We start from the raw sequence: 11,866 nt of genomic DNA on the forward strand, positions 1-11,866 counted from the left end.
GTCAACCTTCGGCGAGGCGGCGCTTCACGATCGACGAAACCTCGCCCATGTCGGCCTTGCCGGCCAGGCGCGGCTTGAGCACGCCCATCAGCTTGCCGATGTCGGCCGGGCCGGCGGCGCCGGTGTCGCGGATCGCGCCGTCGACCACGTCCTCGATCTCCGCTTCGGACATGCGGGCGGGGAGGTAGTGCTCGATGATCGCGATCTCGTTGCGTTCGATGCCGGCCAGGTCCTCGCGGCCGGCGGCGTCGTACTGCGACACCGAATCGCGGCGCTGCTTCACCATCTTGTCGAGCACCGCCACGACCTGGGCATCGTCCAGGCTGATGCGCTCGTCGACTTCCTTCTGCTTGATCGCCGCATTGATCAGGCGGATGACGCCCAGGCGTTCCTTCTCGCCGGACTTCATCGCGGCCTTCATGTCGTCGGTCAGCTGGTTCTTCAGGGTCATGGCGTGCTCCGTGCGGGATCCGGTGCCCGTTCTGGCGGGCCACCGCAGAAATGCGAAAAGCCGGCGGCGCTTGTGGCGCGGCCGGCTTCGCGGGGTGCTGATCGATACGACGCGGGGCGAGAGGCTCGCCGCCGGCGCGGGATCAATACAGGCGCTGGCGCTTGGTGACGTCGCGCGAGGTGCGACGGGCCTGGCGCTTCACCGCGGCAGCGGCCTTGCGCTTGCGTTCCTGCGTCGGCTTCTCGTAGAACTCGCGCTTGCGGGTCTCGGCGAGCACGCCGGCCTTCTCGCAGGTGCGCTTGAAGCGGCGCAGGGCAAACTCGAAAGGCTCGTTTTCGCGGACTTTGACGCTCGGCATACGGTTTCTCGGTCTTCTGTCTGGGGTTGCTGCACAAGTGGACGACCACCGGGCAGACCCGGGGAGCCGCGTATGATAGCCGCGACCCTTCCGCCGACGCAACCGCGCGACGGCCTCGATTTCAGCATCCGCAGGCCCCATCTGCCTCCCATGCGCGTCCTCGGCATCGAAACCTCCTGCGACGAAACCGGCGTGGCCGTCTACGACACCGCGCGCCCGGGGCCCGAGGGCCTGCGCGCGCACGCCGTTTACAGCCAGATCGCCCTGCACGCCGAGTACGGCGGCGTGGTGCCCGAGCTGGCCAGTCGCGACCACGTCCGCAAGCTCCTGCCCCTGATCCGGCAGACCCTCGACGAGGCCGGCCTCACCACCGCCGACCTCGATGGCGTGGCCTATACGGCGGGCCCGGGGCTGGTCGGCGCGCTGCTCGTGGGCGCCGGCGTGGCGCGTTCGCTGGCCTGGGCCCTGGTTGTCCCCGCCATCGGGGTCCATCACATGGAAGGCCATCTGCTCGCGCCCCTGCTGGAGGATCCGGACCTGAAGCCGCCCTTCGTGGCGCTGCTCGTCTCCGGCGGCCACACGCAACTGGTCGGCGTCGACGCCATCGGGCGCTACCGGCTGCTCGGCGAAACCCTCGACGACGCCGCGGGCGAAGCCTTCGACAAGACCGCCAAGCTCATGGGCCTGCCGTATCCGGGCGGTCCGCAACTGGCGAAGCTCGCCGAAACCGGCACGCCGGGCATCTTCAAGTTCGCGCGGCCGATGACCGATCGCCCCGGGCTCGACTTCAGCTTCAGCGGCTTGAAGACGCAGGTGTTGCTCGCATGGCGCGACAGCGATCGAAGCGATGCCACGCGCGCGAACATCGCGCGCGGTTTCGAGGACGCCGTCGTCGACACACTCGCGATCAAATGCCAGCGCGCGCTGGATGCCGCGGGCTGCGACACGCTCGTCGTCGCCGGCGGCGTCGGCGCGAACAAACGCCTGCGCGAAAAACTCCACGCCATCGCCGCCAAGCGCGGTGGCCGCGTGTGCTTCCCGCGCCCCGCGCTGTGCACCGACAACGGCGCGATGATCGCCTTCGCCGGCGCGCTTCGCCTCCAGGCCGGGCAGCACAGCGGGCGCGAGGTCCACGTGCAGCCGCGCTGGGATATGGCATCGTTGCCCGCCGTCCAGCCCGCGACCGCATGAACGACAAAGTCTTCATCGAAGGCCTCCAGATCGAAACCCTGATCGGCATCTACGATTGGGAGCGCCGCATCCGGCAGCCGCTCGTGTTCGACATCGAGATGGCCTTCGACAACCGCAAGCCCGCGGCGAGCGACGCCATCGAAGACACGCTCGACTACAAGGCGGTGAGCAAGCGCCTGATCGCGTACGTGTCGGCGTCGGATTTCGGCCTGGTCGAAACCCTCGCCGAACGCTGCGCGGCCCTGATTCTCGATGAATTCGCCGTGTCGCACGTGCGCCTGAAACTGAGCAAGCCCGGCGCGGTGCGGGGCGCGCGCGCGGTAGGCGTGTCCATCGAGCGCAGCCGCGCGTGACGGCGAAGGCCTACCTCAGCCTCGGCAGCAACGTCGAACCCGAGCGCCATCTGCGCGCGGCGATCGATGCGTTGCGTGCGCGTTTCGGTCGGATCGTCCTGTCCCCGGTGTATCGCGTGCCGGCGGTGGGGTTCGAAGGACCGGATTTCCTCAACGCCGCGGCCATCATCGACTCCGATCTGGATCCGGTCGCATTGGTCGCGTGGTTGCACGATCTGGAAGCCGACAACGGCCGCATCCGCGGGCATGTGAAGTTCAGCGACCGCACGCTCGATGTCGACCTGGTCTATTTCGACGATCTCGTGCTCGACCTGCCGGACCTGCAATTGCCGCGACCCGAATTGCGGCATGCCTTCGTGTTGCGCCCGTTGGCGGACATCGCGCCGAAGTTCGTCGATCCAGTCCGCAAGGCGACGCTGGAAGACCTGTGGCGTGCGCATGCCGAGTTCGGCGACACGCTGGAAACGGTGACGCTCTAGCCTTCGAGCATGCGCCCGCCGTCGAGGCGGAGCACCTGGCCCGTGGTGTACGTGGCCTCGCACAACAACCAACGCACCGTGTTCGCGATTTCTTCCGGCGTGCCAGTGCGATGCAGCGGCGTGCGATCGAGCATGGCCTGTTTCGCCGCGTCGTCCTTGCCGCCATCGGGCCAGAGGATCGCGCCGGGCGCGATCGCGTTGACGCGCACTTCGGGCCCGAGTTCGAGCGCGAGCGCGCGCGTCATGTGCGCCAGCGCGGCCTTGCTCATGCCGTAGAGCGCGTGGTCGCGCAGCGGGCGCTCGGCGTAGATGTCGGCCATGTTGACGATCGCGCCGCGCGTCGCGCGCAGGTGCGGCGCGGCCGCTTGCGCCAGGAAGAACGGCGCGCGCGCGTTCGCGTTGAACAGCGCATCCCACTGGTCGGGCGTGGCCTGGCCCAGCGGGGTGGCGAAGAAGGACGAGGCGTTGTTGACCAGCGCATCGAGGCGGCCGAAGCGGCCGATGGTGTGCGCGATGAGCTCGGGCAAGCGATCGAACTGCCCCAGGTCGGCCTGCAACACGACGGTCGAACCGGCGCGCGCGGCCTCGAGTTCGCCGGCCAGCGCATCCGCATCGCCCCGCGAGGCGTGGCAATGGATCGCCACGTCGAAGCCGTCGGCATGCAGACGGCGCACGATCGCGGCACCCAGGCGGCGGGCACTGCCGGTGACCAGGGCAACGGGACGGGCGGTCGTCATGGGCGCTTGCGCTCCTTGCGGCTATGCTGTCGCATTGTCGATGTATTTGCCGTCCATGTCCGCATCGCCGGAACCCCATTCCATCCCCGTGCCCGACGCCGACGCGCTCGCCCATAGCGAACGCTTGCGCCAGGGGATCCAGCAACAGATCCACGCCGCCGGCGGTGCGATCCCGTTCTCGCGTTTCATGGAGCTGAGCCTCTACGCACCGGGGCTGGGCTACTACAGCGCGGGCGCGACCAAGTTCGGCGCAAGCGGCGACTTCGTCACCGCGCCCGAACTCGGGCCCTTGTTCGCCGCGTGCGTCGCCGACAGCTTCGCGCCGGTGCTGCAGCAACTCGGGCCGGAGGCGGATGTCGTCGAACTCGGCGGCGGCAGTGGTGCGTTCGCGGAAGTGGCGCTCAAGAAGCTGCTCGCCGCCGACGCACTGCCTGCGCGTTACGCGATCCTCGAGCCGAGCGCCGACCTGCGCCAACGCCAGCAGGATCGCCTGCGCGAACGCCTCAATCCGCTGCTCTACGACCTGGTCGAATGGTTGGACGCACCCCCGCAAGGCGCGTGGAACGGCGTGCTGTTCGCCAACGAAGTGATCGATGCACTACCGACGCCGCGCTTCACGCTGCGCGATGGCGAAGTGTTCGAAGAACATGTCGCGCTCGATGGCGATGGCCGATTCATTCGCGCCGATCGCCCGGCCGATGCGCTGCTCGCCGCCGCGGTCCGCCACGTCGAACGGCAGCGCGACGAACCGTTCCCGGATGGCTATCGCTCCGAACTGCTGCCGCAATTGCCGTACTGGGTGCAGGCGGTGATCGGCGGATTGCGCAAGGGCGCGATGCTGTTCGTCGACTACGGTTATCCGCGTCGCGAGTTCTATTCGCCGCAGCGCGCGAACGGCACGTTGCGTGCGTTCCGCCGCCATCGCATGGTCGAGAACGTCTACGACCTGCCGGGCCTGCAGGACATCACCGCTTCCGTGGATTTCACCGCGCTCGCCGAAGCGGGCACGGGCGCCGGCTTCGACCTGGCGGGTTACTGCACGCAGGCGAGTTTCCTCATCGGCAACGGCCTGGAACCCAACCTGACCGCCGCCGAAGAACGCGCGCACGACGAGGCGCAGCGCTATCGCCTGCGCCAGGAAGCCAAGCACCTCACCTTGCCGGGCGAAATGGGCGAACGCTTCCAGGCCATGGGTTTCCAGCGCGATGCCGAATTCGGCACCGCCTTCCTCGTCGGCGACCTGAGCTGGCGCCTGTGATCCGTTGGCCGGGATCGACGGCGGCGAAACCCTTCGCACGCCCGCAGCGTTGGCTCGGCCTGTGGTGGGGAATGATCGCGGTGGTGATCATCGGCTCCCTGCTGCCCGCGCTGCTGTTGCCGGATTTGCCGGAAGGCGGCGACAAGGTCGAGCATTTGCTGGGTTACGCGATCCTCGCGGCGATGGCGGTGCAACTGTTCGCGACGCGACGCATGTTGATGTTTGCCGCGTTGTTCCTCGTGACGCTCGGCATCGGGATCGAAATCGCGCAGAACGTGCTGACGACGACGCGCCAGATGGATCCCTGGGATGCCCTCGCCAATATGTGCGGCGTGCTGCTTGGCATCGCCAGTGCGCTGACGCCGATGCGGGATGCGTTGCTGCGCATGGATACGCGCTGACGCAGACGCAGCGGCGGGTGCGCCTTCAGGCCGGCGTGCGCGCCTGGTGGATCGCCCGGATGCGGGCTTTTGCGAGCGCTTCGCCCAATGCGGGGCCTTCGAGCCCTTCGCGTGCGACGTCGGCGGCGCGCACCGATTGCGCGACCGCAAGCAGGTGCATCAACGCTTCGCGCTGCGGATAAGGCTGGTCCTCCAGGCCCGTGCGCCCGCGCTTGTCGGCCTCGCACACCAGGCCCAACTGCGCGATGCGCGCAGGCTGCCGAAACCCGTCGCAGCGCTGCAGCAGATCGTGGACCGTGCTGTCGCGCAGTTCGAACAGGCGATGCACGTTGAGATGTTCGCGACACGCGATCTTCGCCAGATCGCGATGCTGGGAAGGCACCTTCAGGCGATCGCACAGCGCGCGCAGCGGCGCCAGGCCCGCGTGCTCATGCCCGAGATGCTTCGGCAACACGTCCGCCGGCGTGAGCGCCTTGCCCAAATCGTGCACGAGCGCGGCGAAGCCGACGACCGCATCCCCCGGCGCGAGCTTTGCCGCCATGTCGCACACCAGTTCGATGTGCACGCCGGTGTCCACTTCGGGGTGGTACTCCGCGCGCTGCGGCACGCCGTACAACGCGTCGACCTCCGGCAGCACGACGGCCAGTGCGCCGCAATCGCGCAGCGTGCGCAGGAATGCCGAGGGCGTGTTCGACGCGAGCGCGCGCACCAGTTCCTGCCAGACGCGCTCGGGCACCAGTTCGGCCATTTCGCCCGAGGCCACGATTTCGCGCATCAGCGCCATCGTTTCAGGCGCAACCGTGAACCCGAGATCGGCGAAGCGCGCCATGAACCGCGCCGCGCGCAACACGCGCAAGGGATCTTCGACGAACGCCGGGCCCACGTGGCGCAACACGCGTTGCGCGATGTCGCGTTCGCCATGCCAGGGATCGACCAAGGTGCCGTCGTCGCGCTGTGCGATCGCGTTGATCGTGAAGTCGCGCCGTTGCAGGTCTTCCTCGAGCGTCACGCCGGGGTCGGCATCGACGACGAAACCGCGATACCCGCGACCGGACTTGCGTTCGGTGCGCGCGAGCGCGTACTCCTCGCCGGTCGTCGGGTGCAGGAACACCGGGAAGTCGCGGCCCACCGGTTTGAAGCCCTGCGCAAGCATCGCCTCGGGCGTGGCGCCGACGACCACGTAATCGCGGTCGCCCGCCGGCAGCCCCAGCAGCCGATCCCGCACCGCACCGCCGACGAGGAAGGTCTCCATCGTCGCGATTCTAGGGGGTGTTCAGGACGACCGTCGTCGGGCAGGCGAAAGACTTGCGCACTCCGGCGCGCCCACGCATCCGGTCGCTGACCGGCGCGGCGTCGCCGTTGAGGCGCCAGTCGTAGATCACGCTGAAGGCCAGCACGCGCGCGACGTAATCGCGGGTTTCCTTGTAGCTGATGGTCTCGATCCAGAAATCCGGATCCATGCCCGGCCGCTGCGCCTGCCAGCGCGCGAGCGGTGCCGGGCCCGCGTTGTAGCCGGCAAGCACCATGTAGGGCGGGCCGTACTTGTCGTACAACTGGCGCAGGTAGGCGGCGCCGATGGCGATGTTCGCGTCGGGGTCGTAAAGCGTGGAGGCACCGCTCCACGGCAGGCCGATGCGCTTTGCGGTGGCCATGCCGGTGGCGGGAACGACCTGCATCAGGCCCATCGCATTCGCGCCGGAGCGGGCATTGGGATTGAAGACGCTCTCGGCGCGGATCTCGGCGGCGACCCATGCCGGATCGAGCCCGTTCTTCGTGGCCTCGCGGCGGATCGTCGCATCGTGGTGCAAGGGGAAGCGCAGGCCGTACATGCGCGCTTCTTCGGGCTGTTTGCCGAGCGCGAACACCGCGCGGTCGAACCACCCGTAGTCCTGCGCGACCGCGACGGCGAGGCGACGTTGCGTATCGTCGAAGCGCGACAACGCCTCGTCCCATTCGCGTTGCGCCCAACCGGGACGATCGGCCTGGTAGAGCGCCATCGCGCGAACGATGGCGGGATCGCGTGCGATCGCCGCTTGCTGCGACGTGCCGAGCGCGACATCCACCGGGCACAGCGCATACGGCTGCCCGATGCGATCGGCGGCGAGGAAGCCGTGGAATTCCGGCTTGCGCGCCGCATCGCGATACAGCGCCTGCGCGCCCGCCTTGTCGCCGGTCATTTCGGTCAGGCGCGCCTGGAAGTAGGTCCAGCGCGAATCGCTGCGCTGCTTGTCGCCCATCTTGCGGATGGCGGCCAGTGCGGCCGGCCAATCGCTGCGCGACATCGCTTCGCGCGCACGCCACTCGTGCAGGCGGTCGTCGTAGGCGCTGTCGGGCACGGCATTCAGGCGTCGCGCCGAATCGGGTTCGTAGGAGGCGACCGTCCACAACGCAGCCTGGTACAGCGGGCGCGCGCGATCGGCATCGGTGAATTGCAGCGCACTGGCGAACTTCGGCAGTTGCGTGTCGACGAGCATCGGCGCCGACTTCGCCAGCCGCGCGAGCCCCTGCGAGGCCATCAGGCGGCTGCGCGGCGTCTTCGGCCACGTCAGCGCGCGATCGTGCACGGCTTCGAAGAACGCGGCGTAGTCGTTGGCCAGCGCCATGTCCTCCGGCGGCAGCCCGCGCGCGGCGCTGCGCATGACCGAAGGCTCCCATTCGTTCGCCGCGGCGTCGATGCGCTCCCAGCGCAGGGAAGCCGGCAAGCCGCCCTTCGACGCCAGCATTGCGAAGGGCGCATCGCACGCCACCGGCAAGGCCTTGCCGGTGCTGCGCCACATCGCTTGCGCGTCGGCGACCCACGTGGCGTCGGTGTTGCCCGTGGCCGCGCGCGACTGAAGTTCGGCGCAGCGCAAGGCGGTGTCCTTGATCGACGGCGACCACGCACTGCGGAACGCAGGCCAATCCTCGCGACGCGACAATGCGGCGAGCCAGAGTTCGCGGAAGGCGCCTTCGAGCGCCTGCCCCTTGTACTTGGCGAGGAAGGCTTGCCCGCGCGACGCCGGCACGGTGTCGATGTCGCGCTTGAGCTGCGCGTACTCGACCCACCCGACCAAGGGATGGTTGGCGAGCGCGGCCATTTGTTCCGACGACAGGGTGCCGCGCTCGGCAGCGGTGAATGCCTCGCGGATCTGGTCGCGTTGCGGCACCACGAGGATCGGCGCGTTGCGCAACGGCGGCGGCAGGATCTTGCCGGCGGGCGCGGTCTTGCCCTGCTGTGCGATCGCCGAAGACGAACACAGCAAAAGCGCGGACAGAAGCGGCAGCGTATGTCGCAGCATGGACGATCCGTTGGGGGAGACGAACGACCTGGGCCCGACTATAGCCGACGCCTCGTGAATCGATCAGTCAGGAAACCACCCGAAGGAACGTCGGGAATCCCGCAAGGCACACTCAACGCAGCGCGTGTTCCGGAACGTCGATTTCCGCGGCGATCGCCAGGTGATCCGAATACGCCGCGGCGAAGGCTTCCATGCGCGCGATGCGCAGGTCGCCCGTGGTGAGGATGTGGTCGATCGCGCGCTGCGGCCGCCAGCTGGGGAAGGTCGGTACGCACGAGGCCGGCGGCTGCAGGCGCGTGCGCTTGTACAACTGCTGCATCTCCGGCCGGTCCGGATCGCAATTGAAATCGCCCATCAGGATGGCGTGCGGATGGTCGTGCAGCAGTTCGGCGATGAACGACAGTTGCGAAGCGCGCGATCCGGCGCCGAGCGACAGATGCGCGACGGCCACCGTCAGCCCGTCGTCGCCGTTGCCGAATTGCGCGACCAGCACGCCACGCCCGCGCACGCGGCCGGGCAGGGGATGGTCGTGCACTTCGACGGGCTCGAGCTTCGACAGCAACCCATTCGCGCTGGAGGCGAAACCGCCGACGTTGCGGTTGGGCTGGTGGCTCCAGTACGCGAAGCCCCCGCGTTGCGCGAGGTAGTGCGTCTGGTTGGTGAACCCCGAGCGCAGGCTTCCGGGGTCGCTTTCGTTGAGGCCGACGATGTCGTGGCCGCCCGCCAGTTGCGCGATCGCATCCAGGCTGCCGCGCTTGTTGCCCGCGGGCAACACGTGCGACCAGCTGCGCGTCGCGTAATCCGTGTAACGCCGGGTGCTCGACCCGGCCTGGATATTCGCGCTGAGCAGCTTGAGGCGGCGGTGGGTCATCAGCCCGGCGATCAGCCCTGCGACGCCGCGGCGGGCGCGCCGCCGGCGGCACGCTCCTTCGCGATCAGGCCGCTGGCGATGCGCAGCATGTCCTCGAAGCTGTTGCCGGTGACCTTGTACTTGCCGTTGACGATCAGCGTGGGCGTGCTGTTCGCGCCCGAGCGGATCATGAACTGCCGGCCCTTGCTGACCTGCGCGTCCACCGAGAACGAATTCATCGTGCTCAGGAATTCCTTCGGGTTCGCGCCGTACTTGCCGTAGAAGTTGGCGATCTTCTGCTCGTCGACCGGATCGCCTTCGCCCGGCATCGTCTGCGTGATGTGGATCTCCTTGATCAGCGCGCTGTGCGAGCGCTCGACCAGGCCCATCGATTCGGCGACGTAGAAGGCCTTCGCGTAGGGGTTCCACTCCGGGCCGAACGGCGCGGGCACGTAGGAGAAGCGCACGTCGGCCGGCAGCTTGGCCTTCCATGCGGACACCAGCGGATCGAACGCGGCGCACGCCGGGCAGACGTAACCGAAGACTTCGACGACTTCGATCTTGCCGTCCAACGGCTTCCACGGCTCGCCGCCCTTGATGGCGACGTAGTCGCGGCCTTCGACCAGGCCGGAGGGATCGTTCGCGGAGGCCAGGGCCTTCTGCGCAGCGGCGTCGGCCGAGGGGTTGGCGGCCGGGGCGGCGGTGGATGCGGCCACCGGCGCGGCGGCGGTGCTCGCGGCGGGTTCGTCGGCGCTGGCCGGCATCGCGGCGGTGGACTGCGCGGCCGGCGCGGCGGCCGTCGGCGCTTCGCTCTTGCCGCAGGCAGCCAGGGTGAGAAGGAGGAGCGAGGAAACCAGGGGGAGCAGGACGCGTCGGGTCATGGGGTCGATCCTCCAGCGGAGTGCCTGAATATCAGGTGGGCGGATGGGTGGAACGGAAAATCAGCGGGGCGGATGCGCGATGAGCGCGCCGGCGATGCGCAGCATGTCATCCAGCGAGTGGCCCATCACGCGGTACTTGCCGTCGACGATGAGCGTCGGGGTGCCCTGGAGCTGGATGCGCAGCGCGAAGTCGTGCGCGGCCTTCATGCGCGCGGCGACCTGCGGGCTGGCGATCGCCGCCGAGAACTTCTTCGCATCCACGCCGAGGGTGGCGTAGTACGTGGTCAGTTCGGCGTCGCTGGGATTCATCGGCAGCACCTGGTCGTCGTGCACGGCGCGGAAGGTCGCCGCATGCGTGCGCGCCACGGTCCCGAGCTGTTCGGAGGCGAAATACCCGCGGCCGAAGGTGTCGTCGAGGTCGTAGGCCGCCGGCACGTAACGCACCTTGACGTTCTTCGGGAGGCTCGCGCGCCAAGCTTCGATCTTCGGCGCGAAGTCGTGGCAGTGGTGGCAGGTGTAGGCGAACACTTCGGCGACTTCGATCTCGCCCTTGCGCACGGTGTCGAACGTGCCGGGCGTGTCGAGCACTTCGTAGTCGACATCCTCGACCGGCGCGGACGGCGCCTGCGCGAACGCGGCGAGGGGAAGCAGCAGGGCCAGCAGGAGGAACGCAACGCGACGGGTCATGCGGATCCTTCGGGGGTCAAAAAAAACGCCGGTCCACAGTGTGGGACCGGCGTGCTGATCAAGGTCGTGAACGCTTCGACAGCTTCCGCCGGCGCAGGTTCCGCCGTGCTTACTGTTGTGCGGTGGCTTCGTCCGAGCGCTTGTGCAGGCCCTGCACGTAGCTGGCCAGCGACTGGATTTCCTCGTCCGTCAGCGGCTTGGCGACCGAAGCCATGATGTTGAACAGGTGCGGATCGGTCTGCGTGGTCGTGCCCGCGCGATATTCCTCGAGGCGACGCTGCGCATAGGCCGACTGCTGGCCGGCGAGGGCCGGGTAGGCCGGGCCGGGGTTGCCGCCGCCGGCAGGGCCGTGGCAGGACATGCACGCGGGGATGCCGCGCGCCAGATCGCCCTGGCGGAACAGGCGCTCGCCCACTTCGTAGAACTTCATGCCGGCGTTGGGGCCGGTGGCGATGGCGGTGTCGTCGGCCACGCCGGCGCCGGCCTTCTGCACCGCGAAGTGCGCACCCAGGTCGCGCATGTCCTGCGCGGTGAGGGCGTCGGCGAAGGGCTTCATCACCGCGGCCATGCCCGAGGTGCGCTGGCCGCTCTTGAAGAGTTCCAGCTGGTGCGCGATGTAGCGCTCCGGCATGCCGGCCAGGCGCGGGTACTGCGGATCGGTCGGGTTGCCGTCCAGGCCGTGGCAGGCTGCGCACGTACCGGCCTTCTGGTCGCCACGCTTCACGTCGCCCCACACCGGCTTGGCCTCGACCAGCGGCTTGGTTTCCACCTGGGCATCCGGGGCGACGGGCGTCACCTGGGTTTGGGCGAAAGCGACGGCGGCGACCGCAAAGGTGGCCGCGAGACCGGCGTAGCGCAGGACGCGTGCGTGGCGCATGCAAAGCTCCGAAATTGCTGGGTCCGGCGAAACCAGGCCGCCGGGTGGTCGCGGACCGAAATTCG

14 protein-coding genes are annotated in these 11,866 nt (G+C 68.6%); 5 read left to right on the plus strand and 9 right to left on the minus strand.

The features are described 5' to 3' along the window. Position 1 precedes the first annotated feature (1 nt). Both AB4059_RS14120 and rpsU read right to left on the minus strand, forming a co-directional pair. The gene (locus AB4059_RS14120) at positions 2-451 is read right to left on the minus strand and encodes a GatB/YqeY domain-containing protein (RefSeq protein WP_498962958.1); all 450 of its coding nucleotides are present in this window, start codon (positions 449-451) and stop codon (positions 2-4) included. A 142-nt stretch (positions 452-593) separates the two neighbouring features. Continuing rightward, positions 594-809: a 30S ribosomal protein S21 gene (rpsU, locus tag AB4059_RS14125; protein ID WP_036170822.1), complete on the minus strand. Its 216-nt coding sequence runs from the start codon at positions 807-809 to the stop codon at positions 594-596. Between the two features lie 150 nt (positions 810-959). Here rpsU and tsaD point away from each other — a divergent pair, with 150 nt between their 5' ends. Genes tsaD through folK form a run of 3 tightly spaced genes read left to right on the plus strand, consistent with a single transcriptional unit; the run spans position 960 to position 2,832 of the window. After that, on the plus strand, positions 960-2,000 hold the full coding sequence (tsaD, locus tag AB4059_RS14130; RefSeq protein ID WP_498980059.1) for a tRNA (adenosine(37)-N6)-threonylcarbamoyltransferase complex transferase subunit TsaD: 1,041 nt from the start codon (positions 960-962) through the stop codon (positions 1,998-2,000). Next, positions 1,997-2,353: a dihydroneopterin aldolase gene (gene folB / locus AB4059_RS14135; protein WP_498979739.1), complete on the plus strand. Its 357-nt coding sequence runs from the start codon at positions 1,997-1,999 to the stop codon at positions 2,351-2,353. The genes tsaD and folB overlap by 4 nt, the downstream gene beginning before the upstream one ends. Continuing rightward, a complete protein-coding gene (gene folK / locus AB4059_RS14140; RefSeq protein WP_498979741.1) occupies positions 2,350-2,832 on the plus strand; it encodes a 2-amino-4-hydroxy-6-hydroxymethyldihydropteridine diphosphokinase in 483 nt (160 codons plus the stop codon). The genes folB and folK overlap by 4 nt, the downstream gene beginning before the upstream one ends. On the opposite strand, the gene AB4059_RS14145 is transcribed toward folK, so the two are convergent. After that, positions 2,829-3,569, minus strand: coding sequence for a pteridine reductase (locus AB4059_RS14145; protein WP_498979742.1), 741 nt, complete (start codon positions 3,567-3,569; stop codon positions 2,829-2,831). The genes folK and AB4059_RS14145 overlap by 4 nt on opposite strands. Positions 3,570-3,624: 55 nt before the next feature. Between AB4059_RS14145 and AB4059_RS14150 the strand changes: the two genes are divergently transcribed. After that, positions 3,625-4,827, plus strand: a complete 1,203-nt coding sequence (locus tag AB4059_RS14150) for a class I SAM-dependent methyltransferase (protein ID WP_498979743.1) — start codon at positions 3,625-3,627, stop codon at positions 4,825-4,827. A 71-nt stretch (positions 4,828-4,898) separates the two neighbouring features. Beyond that, positions 4,899-5,228 carry a VanZ family protein gene (locus AB4059_RS14155; RefSeq protein ID WP_498980060.1) on the plus strand — a complete coding sequence of 110 codons (330 nt, stop codon included), beginning with the start codon at positions 4,899-4,901 and terminating at the stop codon, positions 5,226-5,228. Positions 5,229-5,253: 25 nt separating this feature from the next. Here the strand turns inward: AB4059_RS14155 and AB4059_RS14160 are convergent, their stop codons facing one another. From AB4059_RS14160 to AB4059_RS14185, 6 genes are all read right to left on the minus strand, one after another. Beyond that, complete coding sequence (locus AB4059_RS14160; protein ID WP_498979745.1) at positions 5,254-6,480, minus strand: multifunctional CCA addition/repair protein; 1,227 nt, start codon at positions 6,478-6,480, stop codon at positions 5,254-5,256. 10 nt (positions 6,481-6,490) lie between these two features. Beyond that, a complete protein-coding gene (locus tag AB4059_RS14165) occupies positions 6,491-8,506 on the minus strand; it encodes a lytic transglycosylase domain-containing protein (protein WP_498979747.1) in 2,016 nt (671 codons plus the stop codon). 112 nt (positions 8,507-8,618) lie between these two features. Then, positions 8,619-9,356, minus strand: coding sequence for an endonuclease/exonuclease/phosphatase family protein (locus AB4059_RS14170; protein WP_498963011.1), 738 nt, complete (start codon positions 9,354-9,356; stop codon positions 8,619-8,621). 32 nt (positions 9,357-9,388) lie between these two features. Continuing rightward, positions 9,389-10,237, minus strand: a complete 849-nt coding sequence (locus tag AB4059_RS14175) for a thiol:disulfide interchange protein DsbA/DsbL (protein WP_498979749.1) — start codon at positions 10,235-10,237, stop codon at positions 9,389-9,391. Positions 10,238-10,297: 60 nt separating this feature from the next. Further along, complete coding sequence (locus AB4059_RS14180; RefSeq protein WP_498979750.1) at positions 10,298-10,924, minus strand: thiol:disulfide interchange protein DsbA/DsbL; 627 nt, start codon at positions 10,922-10,924, stop codon at positions 10,298-10,300. A gap of 109 nt (positions 10,925-11,033) precedes the next feature. Then, a complete protein-coding gene (locus AB4059_RS14185; protein WP_498979751.1) occupies positions 11,034-11,801 on the minus strand; it encodes a c-type cytochrome in 768 nt (255 codons plus the stop codon). Between the last annotated feature and the right edge of the window lie 65 nt (positions 11,802-11,866).

The sequence above is a fragment of the Lysobacter sp. 2RAF19 genome (assembly GCF_052115395.1).
Lineage (GTDB): Bacteria > Pseudomonadota > Gammaproteobacteria > Xanthomonadales > Xanthomonadaceae > Noviluteimonas.